16 protein-coding genes are annotated in these 14,889 nt (G+C 62.7%); 4 read left to right on the top strand and 12 right to left on the bottom strand.

Annotation, left to right across the window (positions count from 1 at the left end; all coding sequences use genetic code 11):
- Positions 1 to 121: 121 nt before the first annotated feature.
- A complete protein-coding gene (locus GIW02_RS25695) occupies positions 122 to 661 on the bottom strand; it encodes a cytochrome b (protein ID WP_236416512.1) in 540 nt (179 codons plus the stop codon).
- A complete protein-coding gene (locus GIW02_RS25690) occupies positions 658 to 1,740 on the bottom strand; it encodes a catalase family peroxidase (protein ID WP_236416515.1) in 1,083 nt (360 codons plus the stop codon). The genes GIW02_RS25695 and GIW02_RS25690 overlap by 4 nt, the downstream gene beginning before the upstream one ends.
- Before the next feature lie 169 nt (positions 1,741 to 1,909).
- On the opposite strand from GIW02_RS25690, the gene GIW02_RS25685 reads away from it, so the two are divergent.
- Together GIW02_RS25685 and GIW02_RS25680 are read left to right on the top strand one after the other, a co-directional pair.
- The gene (locus tag GIW02_RS25685; RefSeq protein ID WP_236416517.1) at positions 1,910 to 2,416 is read left to right on the top strand and encodes a sigma-70 family RNA polymerase sigma factor; all 507 of its coding nucleotides are present in this window, start codon (positions 1,910 to 1,912) and stop codon (positions 2,414 to 2,416) included.
- On the top strand, positions 2,413 to 3,150 hold the full coding sequence (locus GIW02_RS25680) for an anti-sigma factor family protein (RefSeq protein WP_236416520.1): 738 nt from the start codon (positions 2,413 to 2,415) through the stop codon (positions 3,148 to 3,150). Before GIW02_RS25685 ends, GIW02_RS25680 begins: the two co-directional genes overlap by 4 nt.
- Before the next feature lie 12 nt (positions 3,151 to 3,162).
- On the opposite strand, the gene GIW02_RS25675 is transcribed toward GIW02_RS25680, so the two are convergent.
- Genes GIW02_RS25675 through GIW02_RS25645 form a run of 7 tightly spaced genes read right to left on the bottom strand, consistent with a single transcriptional unit; the run spans position 3,163 to position 9,505 of the window.
- Positions 3,163 to 4,149, bottom strand: a complete 987-nt coding sequence (locus GIW02_RS25675) for a Csu type fimbrial protein (RefSeq protein ID WP_456361625.1) — start codon at positions 4,147 to 4,149, stop codon at positions 3,163 to 3,165.
- Positions 4,150 to 4,165: 16 nt separating this feature from the next.
- The gene (locus GIW02_RS25670) at positions 4,166 to 6,559 is read right to left on the bottom strand and encodes a fimbria/pilus outer membrane usher protein (protein WP_236416532.1); all 2,394 of its coding nucleotides are present in this window, start codon (positions 6,557 to 6,559) and stop codon (positions 4,166 to 4,168) included.
- A gap of 41 nt (positions 6,560 to 6,600) precedes the next feature.
- Positions 6,601 to 7,386, bottom strand: a complete 786-nt coding sequence (locus tag GIW02_RS25665; protein ID WP_456361624.1) for a fimbrial biogenesis chaperone — start codon at positions 7,384 to 7,386, stop codon at positions 6,601 to 6,603.
- 26 nt (positions 7,387 to 7,412) lie between these two features.
- Positions 7,413 to 7,913 (bottom strand): Csu type fimbrial protein, encoded by a 501-nt coding sequence (locus tag GIW02_RS25660; protein WP_236422172.1) that lies wholly within the window; start codon positions 7,911 to 7,913, stop codon positions 7,413 to 7,415.
- 3 nt (positions 7,914 to 7,916) lie between these two features.
- Positions 7,917 to 8,450 (bottom strand): Csu type fimbrial protein, encoded by a 534-nt coding sequence (locus GIW02_RS25655; protein WP_236419070.1) that lies wholly within the window; start codon positions 8,448 to 8,450, stop codon positions 7,917 to 7,919.
- Between the two features lie 18 nt (positions 8,451 to 8,468).
- Complete coding sequence (locus tag GIW02_RS25650; protein ID WP_236419067.1) at positions 8,469 to 9,011, bottom strand: spore coat protein U domain-containing protein; 543 nt, start codon at positions 9,009 to 9,011, stop codon at positions 8,469 to 8,471.
- Positions 9,005 to 9,505 carry a Csu type fimbrial protein gene (locus tag GIW02_RS25645; protein ID WP_456361626.1) on the bottom strand — a complete coding sequence of 167 codons (501 nt, stop codon included), beginning with the start codon at positions 9,503 to 9,505 and terminating at the stop codon, positions 9,005 to 9,007. Before GIW02_RS25645 ends, GIW02_RS25650 begins: the two co-directional genes overlap by 7 nt.
- A gap of 215 nt (positions 9,506 to 9,720) precedes the next feature.
- On the opposite strand from GIW02_RS25645, the gene zapE reads away from it, so the two are divergent.
- Positions 9,721 to 10,833 (top strand): cell division protein ZapE, encoded by a 1,113-nt coding sequence (gene zapE / locus GIW02_RS25640; RefSeq protein WP_236419066.1) that lies wholly within the window; start codon positions 9,721 to 9,723, stop codon positions 10,831 to 10,833.
- Positions 10,834 to 10,844: 11 nt separating this feature from the next.
- On the top strand, positions 10,845 to 12,146 hold the full coding sequence (locus GIW02_RS25635) for a protein kinase (RefSeq protein ID WP_236419064.1): 1,302 nt from the start codon (positions 10,845 to 10,847) through the stop codon (positions 12,144 to 12,146).
- A 121-nt stretch (positions 12,147 to 12,267) separates the two neighbouring features.
- On the opposite strand, the gene GIW02_RS25630 is transcribed toward GIW02_RS25635, so the two are convergent.
- The 3 genes from GIW02_RS25630 to GIW02_RS25620 form a co-directional block, all read right to left on the bottom strand.
- Positions 12,268 to 12,975, bottom strand: coding sequence for a YebC/PmpR family DNA-binding transcriptional regulator (locus GIW02_RS25630; RefSeq protein ID WP_236419062.1), 708 nt, complete (start codon positions 12,973 to 12,975; stop codon positions 12,268 to 12,270).
- 474 nt (positions 12,976 to 13,449) lie between these two features.
- Entirely contained in the window at positions 13,450 to 13,812 is a 363-nt protein-coding gene (locus tag GIW02_RS25625; protein WP_236419060.1) for a hypothetical protein, read from the bottom strand.
- Position 13,813: 1 nt separating this feature from the next.
- On the bottom strand, positions 13,814 to 14,889 hold a 1,076-nt coding region (locus GIW02_RS25620), incomplete at its 5' end, for an RHS repeat-associated core domain-containing protein (protein ID WP_236422170.1).

Raw genomic sequence — 14,889 nt, 5'->3', positions numbered from 1 at the left:
CTACCTCACGACCTGACATACCGCGCCGGCAGGTTTCAGGGCCGCTTCGCAGCCCAACGCGGGCAAGCCCGCTCGCCACAACAAGCCCGCTCGCCACATAAGCCCTCACCCACCCAGTGGATCAGTCCTTGCTACCCGTCATGCTCTGCAGCACGCCGTCGCGGCGAATCAGCCCATGGAACAACGCCGCCGCCAAGTGCACCAGCACCGTCAAAAACAGCAGATACGCCAGAAACCCATGGGCCTTGCGCAACAGCGCAAACAACGGGGCATTGGCGCCGACCAGCGCCGGTAACTGCACTGAGCTGCTGAGCATCACCGGGTCGCCCGCCGCCGAGATCATCGCCCAGCCCAGCAAGGGCAAAACCAGCATCAACGCATACAGCACGATATGCGATGCCTTGGCCGCCAACACTTGCCATAGCGGCAAGTCGGCAGGCAACGGCGGCTGGCGCGTAGAGAAGCGCACCACCAGACGCACGATTACCAGGGCCAGGATGGCAATACCCAGCGGCTTGTGCAGGTGCAGCAACCACTCATGCCGTTCCGACACCGACGCCGCCAGACCCGCGCCGATAAACAACATGGCGATGACCATCAGCGCCATCAGCCAATGCAGCAGGCGCGCCAGTGGCGCGAAAAACCGCGGTTGAACATTCATGGCTTCGACTCCTGTGGGGCGCTGTGCAACGGGCTGACTTCGCCGGCGCGGCGCAGGTAGGAACTGGCATAGGCCGCCGAGCGCGCAGCGAGCAGCGGGTCATTGGAGGCTTCGATGCCGCTGGGCAATACCAGTGGGTCGAAATTGATGTCACGGCAATCGCCGTCCGCCTGCGGCTGGCTGCTTTGCAGCACCAGGGTGCCGGCGTTGAGCACCTTGTGCTCGCCGGTCCAGGGCTTGCTTGCATCGTCCAACGGGTCGCCGGGGTTGGCCAGGGTCATGTTCAACTGCCAGCGCAAAGGTCCCGCGCCCAGCCGTTGCACCAGGTCTTTCTCGAGGAAATCCGCGCCTGCCGGTGCGCTATCGCCCGCGGCATCCTGGCGCTGGGGTACTACCCCCCAGCGCACGGCCTGGCGCTTGCCATCGGCGCCCACCAGGTAAAACGCGTTGATGCCGTTATAGGTTTCGGTGGCATAGCTGGCCGAAGGCTTGGCCGTCTTGACCCAGGCCAGAAACGCCGCTGTCTCCGGATGCGCGGCGAAAAACGCCGGCATGTTTGCAGGGTTCGGCTTGCCGGTGGCCGGGTCTGGCGCGCCCGCCTTGAGCATCTGGTAGAACGCCTCGGGCGTGCCCACCGGGAACACCGGCATGCTGTTCATACCTGTGCGCCACTGCTGGCCGTTGGCCTGGCTGAACTGCACGGCGAAACTGCGGATCGGCACGCTGCTGTCCGGCGCATAAGGGTTGCCGCTGGGCAGCGCAAAGCGGCCAATCACCGGGGTTTTGGCCGCGCTGAACACCTCAGCGCTGGAGTAGGCACGCGCCTCGGCGGTGCTCTCGAAGTACCCGGCCACACACACGCCCTTGGCGTGGTTACGCCGGAAACCGGGGTGCACACCGTTGTTGGTTTCGAGGGCATTGACCAGGGTTTTCGGACGCAAGCGTTGTGGGTCGAGGGTGCCATTGACGTAGGCAAATGCGCCGGCAACAACGGCAACCACGGCGCCAATCCCCGCGAGTCGCGCGATCAGGCTCGCAGTGCTCAACGGAGGACGGGGCGGTGATGAGTGATCTACCATGAACAAACTCCAGGGCCAGAGGCCTTAGGCGGTGAAACATAAGGTCGGAGCATTAAGACGAACGCCGATACACTCTATTCCCAGGCGATGAATTTATTTCTCACGACCTGGAATAACCTTCAACGCCGCACGTCTCTCTAGTCCCAGCGTAGTGACCAGCCAGAACCCCATGCATGAACTCGACGAACCGTTACGTGAACTCATCCCCAGGCTGCGGCGTTTTGCCGTGTCCCTGACCCGTAACGCCAGCAGTGCCGACGACCTGGTGCAATCCACCCTCGAACGGGCGATCACGCGGTGGGCCGACAAGCGCGTCGAAGGCGACCTGCGCGCCTGGCTGTTCTCGATCCTCTACCGCCAGTTCCTCGATGCCCATCGCCGCACCCGGCGTTATGCACGCATGCTGGAATTCTTTACCGGGCGTGATGACGCGCAGCCGTCGGTCGAACGCACGGTGATCGCCCAGTCCACCCTGCAAGCCTTCGACCAACTCAACACCGAGCAACGCGCCCTCCTGCTATGGGTGTCGGTCGAGGGCCTGAGCTACAAGGAGGTGGCCGAGATTCTCGATGTGCCCCTCGGCACCGTGATGTCGCGCTTGTCCCGGGCGCGCCAGGCCCTGCGCCAACTCAGCGACGGTGAAATCGCCAACCCTTCCCTGCGGATACTCAAATGATCAGCCTGCCCCCCAGCGAACGCGATTTACATGCCTACGTCGATCACCAGCTCCCGGAGAGCGATCGCCGTGTTCTCGACACCTGGCTGGCGGCGCACCCCGACGTCGCAGCGCAGGTTCACGCCTGGCAGCAGGACGCGCAGTTGCTGCGCGCCGCGCTCGGCGGCGCCCTGCAACAGCCGGCCAACCCGGCGCTGGACCCGGCGCTGATCCGCCAGCGCATCAAGCACCAGTCGCGCCGCCACTTGGCCACCGCGGCGGTGCTGCTGGTGGCCATCAGCCTCGGCGGCCTCGGCGGCTGGAAGGCGCGTGAGGCCAGCCTGCCCGCCCTCCAGCCGATGGCCGATGCGATGCAGGCGTTTCGCCTGTTTGCCCAGGACGGCATCATGCCCGCCGACTACCAGGCCCAGGGCGGCGGCACGATGCAGGCCTGGCTCGACCGTTACTTCAACCAGGCCCACCGCCTGCCAGACTTGAGCGCGTCGGGCTTCACCCCGGTGAGCGGGCGCCTGCTCACCACCGAGCAAGGTGCCGCGGCCATGGTCCTGTACGAAGACCCACAAGGGCGGCGCATCAGTTTCTACATCCGCCCACCGGGCCCGGAAAATGGCTTCCTGCCCCGTGGCAGCCGCAGCGCCGATGGGTTGCAAGCGCACTACTGGTCCGGCGCCGGCTACAACTATGCGGTGGTCAGCCCGGCGGATCAGCCCGCCCCGCCGCAGCTGCAGTTCTAGGCGATTGCCGCGCTAGAAGCCGACATCCAGGATCACGTTGTCCAGGTAAGTCCCCCCCGGCGGCGTGGCCTGGTCGCTGTAGATGCGCGCGTTGTAGTTGAACACCTGGCTGCCGGTGCCCAGGCCGTTGCCGGGGTTGACGTCGGCAGTCGAGCTGGCGCGCCGCGCGGCACCGACGCTGCCCCAGCGCGTGGTGCCGGCGCTGATGAAGATGTCATAGGCCAAGTAGTTGCTGCCGGACACCATCTGCCGGCGCCCTCCCACGCTGACCGGGTGCTGACCATCGCTGAGCCCCACGGTGTAGGCGCTGCCCTTGGTGCAATTGACGCTGGCCTGGCCCGTCACGGTAGAGAAACCACTGACCACCGGCGCGCTGCCGAAGGCGATGGGCGGTGTGGTGATCTGGCAGTCGTTGGTCACCAGCATGCTGACGGTCAGGGTACTGGTGCCGGTGTTGGTGTCGCGCCCCAGGCAGATACCGATCAGGTTGATGCCCGAGCAATAGTCCCAGCTCCAGAGAATGCTCAAGGTTTCGGTGTACAGGCCCGCCGCCACATTGCTGCCGGTCAGGCTGCCAAAGTACAACGGCAGGGTCTTGGTGCCCGGCCCGAACACCAACCCATAGCTCTGCGCGATGCCCCCCGCGCCGCCAAAGTCGAATCGGGTGCCGCGCGTCAGCGGGTAGGTCGTGGAGTTGTTGCCGTAAACGGTGTAACCGATCACATCACCGGTAGGCCCGCGCATACCGCCCTGCGCGGAGCCGGTGACGGTCGCGTAGAAATGGTCGCCACTGCCCAACACGGATAACAACAGCGGCGTGCAACTCAGCCCGGCGTTGGTGGTGGAGCTGGACTGGGCAGCGGTGCGCACCGTCATCGAACTGACCGAGCCAAAGCTGGCCGGCGTCGTCGCGACCGCGCTGCACGCACCTTGCACCTGCGCCGCGCCTCCCAGGCTCGCCAACAGCAACAGTCTCCCTAGCCACTCCCTGACCCGCACACGCACACTCCTTATGTCATTGGCAAACCAGCGGCCCGATCAGCGGCACCTGCTCCTGGGTGATATCCAGCTCGAACGTGGCCTGGCAGCTCTGCCCACTGCCGACGGTGACTTGCAGGGTGTTATGCGCCGCGAGGTTTTCCAGATACACCAGGCCATCCCAACCGACCACCGCCAGAGCGCCGCTTTGCTCGTGACGTACCTGGCTGCCGAGGGGCAGGTCTTCATGCTGCGCATCCACCAGGGTGATGCTCGCGGCGATCACGCGGCGCACCGGAAACTCGAGCAGATAGCCACTTCCTCGGCGCACCGCCACGCGCTGTTCTACATTGGGCACCTGCACGTTGGACGGCAGGTTCAGCGGGTCGATCTCGTACTTGGCGCGATAGTAGGCGCTGCTCCACGGCACCAGCAGGTGCCCGTTGCGGTCGGTTTCGCCGACCACCTGGTTTTCGTAACGCACCGGTACGCCGGCAAAGCCGTCGGTACTCACCACCACAAAGGCATCGTTGACCTGGTTGGCGGTAAAAAACTGCTTGTCCATCCACACCAGCGAGCCGCTGGCGTCGGCCCAACGGGTTTGCGCATCGCGGGTGCCGTATACGCCGGCCTGCAACTGCACCGACTGCAGGCGCCAGGTCAGGTCGGCCTGGCGATACGCCGGGCCGTCACCGCTGGCATACCCCAGGTTGAAGCCCACCCCGCCACCGGCAGGCACGGCACGGCTGTAGTTGACGCGCTGCTGAACCTCGCCGCTGTTACTGCGCTCGCTGCCCAGGCTGAGGCTGCCGTAGACATCGAAGGGAATCACCAATTGGCCCTGCACGGCCCAGTTGCTGTCACCGACCTCGCGGTTGGCCGACAGGTAGAAGCTGGTGTTGCGCCACAGCGACTTGCTCCAGGTCAGGTTCAATAGCCGCGTACGCGAGTCATCCGCCGCCTGTACATCGAAATAGCCCACCCCCAGGCTGCCAAAATCATTCAGGTTCACGCTCAGCGTCACCTGCTCGCTGCGCTGGCTGAGGCTGGCATAGGGGGTGTCCACCAGGGTCAGGTCGGCATATTGATCACGCCGCTCGACCCGTTGATACGACACGCTGTAGCGCTGGCTGCTGTATTGATAACCCAGGCTCAATTGCTGGCCCGATTCGCCGTCGAACTGGCTTTGGCTGATCGCCGCATTGAGCACGCCCCAATTGCCCAGCCGCAGGTTGCCGCCCACCCCGCCGAGGGCCAGGTCGCCGGCCGCTTCGGCGTGGCCTTCCACGGTGAACGCGTCCGACAGCCCGTAACGAAAGGTGCCGCTGGCCACACCGGGGCCGTAGCCAAAATCGCGCACGGTGTAGTCGCGCCGCAACGTACCGGCGGACACCGAGAAATCCGACAGGCCTTTTTGCAGCAAGGTGCTGGTGACATAGAACGGCACCGTGGTGGACACCTGCCGGCCCAGCGCGTCGGTGGTGACCACCACCGCTTCGCCGGCACCGTTGATGAACGGCACGTTGGTCAGGGTGTAAGGCCCGGGCTGCAGGTCGGCGCTGCTGGATTTGTAGCCGTTGATGAACAGGTCGACCGACGACGGCACCGCCGCCTCGCCTGCAAACTGCGGCAAGGGATAGGTCACTAGGTCCGGGCGTACGCCGAAGTCGCGGGACACCTGCACGCCGCCAAGACGTACCGAACTGCTCCAGGGCAATGCACCGCTGATCACGTCGCCCGCTTCATAGGTCAGCAAACGCTCATCGTCAGAGAAACGCCAGGTGGTGTCGTAGCGTCGATAACCGTTGCTCAACGCGCCGCCTTGCGACTCGCGGCCAAGGGTGGTGCGGTATTGGCCGGTGTTGCTCACGGTGCCCCAGGTATCAAACAGGCGCACTTCGTTGAAGATGCCCAGGTAGGTATCGCTGTCGTCGGTGTCATTGAGGTAGGCGTCATAGTTGAGCAATGCGCCAAAGCTGGTCATCGCCTGGGTACGCGGGTAATTGCTGCGATCGCCGATCAACTGCTCCGGCAGCCAGGCCGGCGGCACGCTCAAAACCAGACGCTGGGCCTGGCTGTCGTAATCACTGTGCAGGCCCGGCAGCTTGTCCAGATCGACCTCTTGGGGCACTTGCGCTGGCAACTTCATGCCGATGTCCTGCAAGACGCTCGCCGGCAAAAACAGCCCCCCGGCCCGCTGGCTGACGGCAACCACCCGGCCGGTATCACGCTGGTTGACCACCAGTTCGAGGAACAACTGAGCATCGGCCACAGCCTCCATACTGCTGGGAGGGGGCGGCAACGGTGCAGCCTGGCCCAGTGGCGCAGAGACCAGGCCCGACACGCTTCCCACCACCCACACCAACCGCCATAGACATCGAGCCTTAATCTGGCTCACCAAGGCTTTGTGTCCATCAATGGACATCTCCATCCGTTAAAACCACAGGCAATTCCCTGCCCTGTCACACGTCTCTATCGCCCAGGGGCGAGGTTCTCCAGTTGCGTCGCGCCATTGACCCGTACCTGCAGCGGCTGGTCTGCGGGCAGGTTATCGGGCACCTGCCAGCGCATCGTCGCGCCCGGCAGCACATACCCCATCAGGCCTTCCACCAGCGGGCGAGACTGCCCGCCCTGCTTGAAGCTGGCGTCGGTCAGCCGTGCATGCACGGCGCCCTGGTTATGCATCTCTACATAATTACGCCCGGCGACGGTGATCTTCTTCCAGCTCAAGTCCGGCTTGCCGGCGCTCTTGGGGTCACGTTCACGTGTGTCGTCCACCTTGCTCCAGAGGCCTGGCCCATAGGCAAACAACGGCACCGAATAACGCATCTGAAAACGCACCGCCGCCGCTGTCTTGCCATCCTCCGGGGTGGCCACGGGCACGGCCGAGGGGATCTCGTCGATGATGATCCGATAGGCCATCTCACGGCCCGGCGGCACGTCCTTGGTGCGGGTCAGGCGCACCAGTTGCTTCTGCCCCGGCTCGATCTTCGCCACCGGCGGGCTGCCGATCACATCCCGCTGGTTCTGATACTGCTCGTCAAAGCCGCTCTGGCTCCAGGCAAACACCCGGATCTGCAGGTTGGCGGTCTCGGTGCCGCGGTTCTCCAGCCACAAGGCACTGGCCTGTTGATCAGCCTCCAGCACCGGGTCGATCGGCCAGATCAGCACCGAACTGGCCGCCTGCACCTGCCCCATCGCCAGCCCCAGCACACTGCCCAAAAACGCTACCCACCCACGCCGGGAAGCTGCATACATAGACCTCACTCCTTATCCCAATCGCCTTACCACGTCAGCTGCACCTGCAGCGTGTCGCTGTACGTCCCCCCAGGTTGGTTACCCGGTAACTGAACCCGCCCGTAAATCGGCAGGGTGATGTTGTTGGCGTTGCTGTAGGCCACGCTGACACTTTGGCTGACGCCGATGCTCTGGCTCAGCGCCGCATCGCGAAACAGCTGATAAGCCACCTTGGCCGTGCCGCTGTTGAGCTGCATGCGGCGCCCGCCGCTGTTGTACAAGCCGCCGTCGACCGTCATGTTCAACGCCACCCCAGGCGTGCATTGCAGCGTCACCGAATTGCTCAACGCGACCGACACCGCACTGGTGGCCAGCGCCGAATAGCTGCCGAACCCGAGGCTGCCGTAATTGGAGCCGCCGCTGGCCACCAGGCAGCCCGGGGTGATCGTCGCGCTGACCTGAAACGTCTGGCTGGTCACCGCCAACAGCGACACCGGCAGCCCCGAGCCGATGCACACCGCCAGCGCCGCCCATCCTGTGCGGTACATGGCTCAGAACGTCAGGGTCACGTTGATCGTGTCGGTGTAGGTACCGGCCGGCAGGCCCGCCTTGCCGGTGGCTCTGCCGTAGATGTTGACGGCCTGGGCCACGCCGGTACTCGGCGCAAGCGTGATCACGCCACCGATCGCCAGCAGGTTCGAGTGGCCGGCGTCGGTATACAGGTTGTAGGGCACGTAGTTGGCGACCCCGTCGAACAGCGCGCGCCCACCGCCGGGGGACTTGCCGTCATTGGCGCCGGCCGCCACCGTCAGGGTCGGCGCGGTGCCCGCCGAGCACAGGATCGACAGCGCCCCACCGCCGCCGCCCAGGACCTGGCCGGTGGCTTCGGTGAACAGGCTGTTGTCACTGCCGAAGTTCAATGCGCCGAAGCTCATCCCGCCGGTCGCCGTCGCGCCATTGACCTGGCAACTGCTGGTCAGCACCAGGGTAGCGGTGACCGTGCCCGCGACGGTAGCCGCCTGCGAACCGGACACCCACGCCAGCGCCATTAATGGAAATACTGCTTTGGATACGAGTGCATGCATGGTCTTCATCCTCTTGAGTTACCAGTCCAGTGTCACCGTCAACGTGTCGGTGTAGATCCCTGCCGGTAAGGCACTGGTATTTGCCACCACGGAGCCAAACACCGGGATCGGTATCTGGCTGCCCCGGGTTACGACAAAATTGCGTTGTTGGCCGATGTGATAAGTGCTGCGGCCCTGGGGGTCGGCGGACAGTCGATAGGGAATCATCTGGCGCCCGTTGCTCAGGCGCCGGGTGGTGCCGTCGCCGTTGGCGCCACCGTCGATGGTGACCGTGAAGCTGCTGACCACCGAGGGGTTGCACGACACCGACAGCGGCGCCTTGTCGCCGTCGGTGACGCCCGCCCCCAATGTGGTGTTCCAGGTCGGGCCCTGGCTGCCGAAGTCGAGCATGGCGCTGCCGGCGGTCGGGGTAACCGGCGCGCTGTCCGCGCCTTTGCTCACCTCGCAACTGGCGATGATGACCAAGCGCGCGTGGATCTGCCCGGCGACGGCCGCCTGCGCGTCATCGGCCAGCAGCAGCAAGCCACCCATGGCCGCCAGGGCCAGGCAGCGGCTTACCATGTGACCGTAACCTTGAGCAGGTCGGAATAACGCCCGACGGCGGGGATGTCTTTGAGCGGTTCAATGCGGCCGAACAGCGGCAGGTCGACCACGCCCGCGTCCGGCACGCGGCCGCTGAGAGGCACGTCCACCGGCAGGGGAATACGCCGCGCGGCGTCCGCGTAGATGCGATAGGGAATGGGTTTGGTCGCAGCGCCGGCGGCGCTCAGGTAACGCACCTCGCCGACGCCACCGTGGAGGCCGCCGTCGACGCGCACCTGGTACGGCGTGTCGGGGTTGCACTCCAGGCGCGGCTGACGCTGGCTGATCAGCGCCGCACTCAAGGGCCCGGCCGGGTCATCCAGACGCGGGCCGCTGCCAAAATCCAATACGCCAAGTTGCTCGATGCCAGCACTGCGGGTGGTACCCACCAACTGGCATCCCCGCTGCACGTCGATGCGCACCTCCACCTGGAGTTGTGCGCCGTACGCCGTGCTGCAGAGCATCGCGCCCATGACCGCCAATACTGCTCGTCCCTTCACTGCCCCAAATCCTTGTACAGGGGTGACTGCTGTGTAGGAGGTTAGACACTCAGCGAGAAACTGCCAGTCTGGACAGGATTACCTCTGTGACATGCTTTTTCGAGATAGCTGGCCGCGCCCTTCTCTATTGGCCAAAACGCGATGAGCCGCCTAAAGTGGGCGACCACTGAAACACAGAGTGACTTGTATTGGCCGCGCCTTCCCTGATCCGTCGCCTGCTCGGTAAAAAAACCACGCTCGTCGACGACTCGCCCATCCCGACGTTCTTCCACACCAAGGCCGAACAACACGGCTACACCCTGAGTGTGGGCCAAGCCCAGGCCATTACCGCGATGGCGCGCGCCAGCCAGCAGCTGTTGGCTGGCCAGCCAGCACGCAGCTTGTACCTGCACGGGCCAGTGGGGCGCGGCAAAAGCTGGCTGCTCGATGGTTTTTTCCAGGCGCTGCCCATCGCCGAAAAACAACGGGTGCACTTCCACGATTTTTTTGCCCGCCTGCACCGGGGCATGTTCACGCACCGTGGGCATGATGACGCGCTGCGGATCACCCTGGACGAATTACTGTCGGGTTGCCGCGTGCTGTGTTTCGACGAGTTCCACGTCCACGATATCGGCGATGCCATGCTCATCAGCCGATTGTTCCAGGCGTTGTTCCAACGCGGTGTCCTGGTGCTGGTGACGTCCAACTACCCGCCCCAGGGGCTGCTGCCCAACCCGCTGTACCACGAACGCTTCAAGCCGGTGATCGACCTGATCGCCGCCCGCATGGAGGTGCTGGAAGTCAGCTCACCGCAGGACTTTCGCAGCCTGCCCCAGGCCCGGGGCTCGCAGCGGTTTACCCTGGGCGAGTACGTATGGCCGGGCAGCGCGGCGCAGCGCGAGGCATTGGTGCTGCCCGCCAAGGATTGCCCGGCGCACGTGCTGACGGTGGGCAACCGGCAGTTACGCTGCCGCAGCCATCAGGCACGTACCGTCGCCTTCACCTTCAACGACCTCTGCGAACAACTCACGGCAGTCATGGACTACCTGCTGCTGTGTCACGACTTCGACCATTGGATCATCGACGGCCTCCCCCTGCTGGCAGAGTGCCCGATTGCCGTGCAGCAGCGTTTCATCAACCTCGTGGACGTGCTTTACGACCAGGACAAGCACCTGACGCTGATCGGCGAAAGGCCCCTGGCCGACGCCCTCGCCGGCCAGGCCATCGACCTCGCGCGCACCGCCAGCCGGCTGGGACAGTTGCAACAGGCCGACCCGCCGTCCCCGTCCCATGAGCCGCACTTACGCCCCCTTGCCGAGTGACCGCGCCGTCCATGCATACCCTCGCCCAACTCAAGGCCGGCCAATTGGCCGGCATCACGCGCCTGGACCTGTCATGCGGGCTGACCGAGTTCCCCAGGGAAATCTTCGACCTTGCCGACTCGCTGGAAATCCTCAACCTCACGGGTAATGCCCTGAGCCGCCTGCCCGACGACCTGCACCGCCTCACACACCTGCGCGTGCTGTTCTGCTCGGACAACGCCTTTACCGCGTTGCCCGAATGCCTGGGGCGCTGTGCCAAGCTGAGCATGATCGGTTTCAAGGCCAACCAGATCAGCCAGGTGCCCGCCGCGGCGTTACCGCCCCTGTTGCGCTGGCTGATCCTCACCGACAACCGCATCAGCCACCTGCCCGGCGCGTTGGGCGAGCGACCGTTGCTGCAAAAGCTGATGTTGGCCGGTAATCAGCTGACGCAGTTGCCGGCAAGCCTGGCCAACTGCACCCAGCTGGAACTGCTGCGCATCGCGGCCAACCGCCTCACCCACTTGCCACAGTGGCTGCTGGCGCTGCCGAGCCTGACGTGGCTGGCCTACGCGGGCAACCCGGTGGAAACCGCAGTGGGCAGGGCCGCCGATAGCGCCACGCCGACTATCCCCTGGGCCGAACTGGAACTGGCCGAGGTGCTGGGGGAAGGCGCCTCTGGTGTGATCCGCAAGGCAGTGTGGAAACCCCAGGGCCTGCCCGTCGCGGTCAAGCTCTACAAAGGCAGCATCACCAGCGACGGTTCACCGCTGCACGAAATGCAGGCGTGCATCGCCGCCGGGCGGCACCCCAACCTGATCAGGGTGCAAGGCCGTGTGGTCGACCACCCCGAGGGCCAGGCTGCACTGGTGATGGACCTGATCGACCCGAGCTACCGCAACCTCGCCGCCCTGCCGAGCCTGGCCTCGTGCACGCGTGACAGCTACGCGCCGACCACCCGCATGAGCGTCGATGTGGCCCTGCGCATGGCGCGTGGCATCGCCTCGGTGGGCGCGCACTTGCACCGGCACGGCATCACCCACGGCGACCTGTATGGGCACAATATTCTGTGGAATAGCGCGGGGGATTGTGTGCTGGGGGACTTTGGCGCGGCGTCGTTCCATGCCACGGCAGACACCTCGGAAACCAAGGCGTTGCAGCGTATCGAGGTGCGGGCGTTCGGGGTGTTGCTCGGGGAGTTGCTGGAGCGGGTTGACACCGCGTTCAACGCAGCGCTGGTGGATCTGCAGAAAAGTTGCTGCCAGCCCGACGTATTAGCGCGACCGAGTTTTGAAGAGATCGAAGCACTGCTCAGTGCTGTCCAACCCCACTAAATAAGTGTGGGAGCGGGCTTGCTCGCGAAAGCGCTGGGTCAGTCAGTACCTCTCTAACTGACCCTCCGCCTTCGCGAGCAAGCCCGCCCCCACATTTAGACCGAGTTCGCTCGGCTATGCATCAGCCAGCCAAGCCGACAAACATATCCTGGACGTCATCATGGTTGTCCAAGCCTTCGAGGAACGCTTCGACTTCAGCCATCTGCTCGTCAGTCAAACCGCTGACCGGGTTCTTCGAGATATAGCCCAGCTTGGCCGACAGCACGGTAAAACCCTGCTCCGGCAAGGCTTTTTGCACAGCGTCGAGGTCGGTGGTTTCGGTGATGAACAGGGTCGCGCCCTCTTCTTCGCCGTCTTCGAAATCCTGTGCGCCGGCTTCAATGGCAGCCATTTCCGGGTCAGCGTCCGGGCTGTCCGGCGAGGCTTCGATCAGGCCAACATGGTTGAAGTCCCAGGCCACGGAGCCGGAAGCACCCAACTGCCCCTTGCGGAAGGCCACGCGGATTTCCGCCACGGTACGGTTGATGTTGTCGGTCACGCACTCGACGATCAGCGGCACCTGATGCGGAGCGAAGCCTTCATAGGTCACACGGTGGTACTGCACGGTCTCACCGAGTAGACCGGCGCCTTTCTTGATCGCGCGTTCCAGGGTTTCCTTGGGCATCGAGGCCTTTTTGGCCTGCTCCACCACCAGACGCAAGTGGGCGTTGGTCGCGGTGTCGGCACCGTTGCGGGCGGCGATGGTGATTTCTTTCACCAGCTTGCCGAAGATCTTGCCCTTGGCATTGGATGCCGCTTCTTTATGTTTGACTTTCCACTGTGCGCCCATGACTCACTCTCTTCTGTCCATCGCGCCCAAACGTCTACTGGCTGGCGCTTTGGGGGCAGAGTTTATAGCGCGACAACGCATCGTTCCACCAAAAAACCCTCAAGGCTCTCACTCGAAAACCGTCTGGATCCAGCGCAATGACCGATGGCGCTCCAAGCAGCCGAGCCCAGGCTGATTCAGCAAGGGCCAGCCTGAAACCGGAATGGCCTGCAGACCACCAGCGCGGTGCAGCGCATTAAGTCAATCTGGTGTTCTTCCAGGGTCTTGATCTGTACCCATCACACCTGAAGTAGTCGACCCCGCTTTTAGTGGCGAGCGAGCTTGCTCGCGTTGGGCTGCGCAGCGGCCCTAAACCCGACGACATCAGCGAGGAATGTCTTTGCTGAAAACGTCAATTTTTATATTAACTACTTTAGTTTCTCACTTGACACTTGACTGCTGTAACTCCTGAGACATATCAGCTTTAATTTTCTCTCAAATATCACTTTCCATCACTTCAATTTGATAACGAGAAAGGCACTCAAGCAGAACCCTCATAAATTGTCGCTTATCAATTATTTCATCATCAAAGTAGGTATCAAAAAGATAAAACACAGACTCGAAACTCTCATCTGTGCCTAAAAAATACTGAAGCGTATCAATGTGCCATTGACGCTCTTCAGGCCCGTACGAGAGGTATTCTGGTTTGGTCAAGCTATCAAACAGCTCCGACAGCTCTTTGTCATCATTCACGTTCTTCGAAACAATAAAGCTCTCCCTCTCATGATCTTCATAATTTTCAATACAATATGTAAATAGCAAGCTTTTTAGTATTGATAGCTTTGGCGAAAGATTCATTTCAAAATTCCGTAAATGCGGTAATTGGATTTCCATCTTTATCTAGAAAAACCCTGGCCTTCGTTTGCCGCCCATATTGCAGACCCTCTTTTTTGTATCCTTCTCCGGTTACCTTTCCCATATTGATAGGCTCTCGAGACATTTCTAGATTAGTGCGACGAAATATAAGCTGCGCACGGTAAATTGCGTTTAGTTGGTCTCTATGACTGAAGTATCTAGTTGCGGCACTCGGCGTTTTAGGTTCTCCTTTCTTTTTACCGTCAATGTACCGTTCTATTTCCCCGGTGGTTGGGTTCTTAGCCGTTTTCACCCTTTCTAGTTGAGAGTCCAGAGTAGTTTGCGCCCCATGTTTCTCTAGAAAGTGCGCTTTGGGATGGGCTTGTTCAATTTCCCCTAAACGTCGGTAGGCGTTTTTTTCTGCCAAATCGTTTATTTTCGCTTCTCGTTCCGCACGCGTCAGTTGCGGTAAGGTTGGCTCTCCGTCATTAACACTTGGCGCAGAGCCTTGAGCAATAACGCTTGGCTTGCAACCATCTCCGCCTGGGCAAGAACTCAACCCTAACGGATCCACCCACCCCGTCGGGTTAGGCACGTATTGGTACGCATTAATCCCACCCGCCAGCTTCACCGGATCCGGCGTCAGGTAGCGACCAATATCTGGATTGTAGTAGCGATGGCGGTTGTAGTGCAGCCCGCTTTCCTGATCGAAGTATTGGCCCTGGAAACGCAGTGGGTTGTCGATTTTTCCGGCGTCCAGGCGGGCGATTTCGCCGTAGGCGCGGTAGTGGGCGGACCAGACGATTTCGCCGTCGGGGTTGGTGAGTTCCTGGGGCGTGCCGAGGTGGTCGAGTTGGTAGTGGTAGGGTTTGGTTTGTTTTGGACCATAGCCTTCCAGCAAGGCTAATGGCCGGAAGCTGTCCGGTTCGTAGATATAGCTGCGATGACGGCCTGCGTGGTGTTCGGCGATGAGTTTGTCGCCTTGCCAGAAAAACTCAGTGGTGATGCCGTCCACGCTTTTGCTGATGCGTCGGCCAAACGGGTCGTAGCGGTAGCTGGCGGTTTGGCCGTTGGGTTGGG

The organism is Pseudomonas syringae (assembly GCF_021606685.1).
GTDB classification, from domain to species: domain Bacteria; phylum Pseudomonadota; class Gammaproteobacteria; order Pseudomonadales; family Pseudomonadaceae; genus Aquipseudomonas; species Aquipseudomonas syringae_R.
The sequence above is the reverse complement of the archived record's forward strand: the minus strand, read 5'-3'. Positions and strand labels throughout refer to the sequence as shown.

What these genes read in the sequence shown, in the direction of transcription:
- GIW02_RS25695 (WP_236416512.1), bottom strand. Translation starts at nt 661, where the DNA reads ATGAATGTTCAACCGCGGTTTTTCGCGCCACTGGCGCGCCTGCTGCAT.
- GIW02_RS25690 (WP_236416515.1), bottom strand. Translation starts at nt 1,740, where the DNA reads ATGGTAGATCACTCATCACCGCCCCGTCCTCCGTTGAGCACTGCGAGC.
- GIW02_RS25685 (WP_236416517.1), top strand. Translation starts at nt 1,910, where the DNA reads ATGCATGAACTCGACGAACCGTTACGTGAACTCATCCCCAGGCTGCGG.
- GIW02_RS25680 (WP_236416520.1), top strand. Translation starts at nt 2,413, where the DNA reads ATGATCAGCCTGCCCCCCAGCGAACGCGATTTACATGCCTACGTCGAT.
- GIW02_RS25670 (WP_236416532.1), bottom strand. Translation starts at nt 6,559, where the DNA reads ATGGAGATGTCCATTGATGGACACAAAGCCTTGGTGAGCCAGATTAAG.
- GIW02_RS25665 (WP_456361624.1), bottom strand. Translation starts at nt 7,386, where the DNA reads ATGTATGCAGCTTCCCGGCGTGGGTGGGTAGCGTTTTTGGGCAGTGTG.
- GIW02_RS25660 (WP_236422172.1), bottom strand. Translation starts at nt 7,913, where the DNA reads ATGTACCGCACAGGATGGGCGGCGCTGGCGGTGTGCATCGGCTCGGGG.
- GIW02_RS25655 (WP_236419070.1), bottom strand. Translation starts at nt 8,450, where the DNA reads ATGCATGCACTCGTATCCAAAGCAGTATTTCCATTAATGGCGCTGGCG.
- GIW02_RS25650 (WP_236419067.1), bottom strand. Translation starts at nt 9,011, where the DNA reads ATGGTAAGCCGCTGCCTGGCCCTGGCGGCCATGGGTGGCTTGCTGCTG.
- GIW02_RS25645 (WP_456361626.1), bottom strand. Translation starts at nt 9,505, where the DNA reads ATGGGCGCGATGCTCTGCAGCACGGCGTACGGCGCACAACTCCAGGTG.
- GIW02_RS25635 (WP_236419064.1), top strand. Translation starts at nt 10,845, where the DNA reads ATGCATACCCTCGCCCAACTCAAGGCCGGCCAATTGGCCGGCATCACG.
- GIW02_RS25630 (WP_236419062.1), bottom strand. Translation starts at nt 12,975, where the DNA reads ATGGGCGCACAGTGGAAAGTCAAACATAAAGAAGCGGCATCCAATGCC.
- GIW02_RS25625 (WP_236419060.1), bottom strand. Translation starts at nt 13,812, where the DNA reads ATGAATCTTTCGCCAAAGCTATCAATACTAAAAAGCTTGCTATTTACA.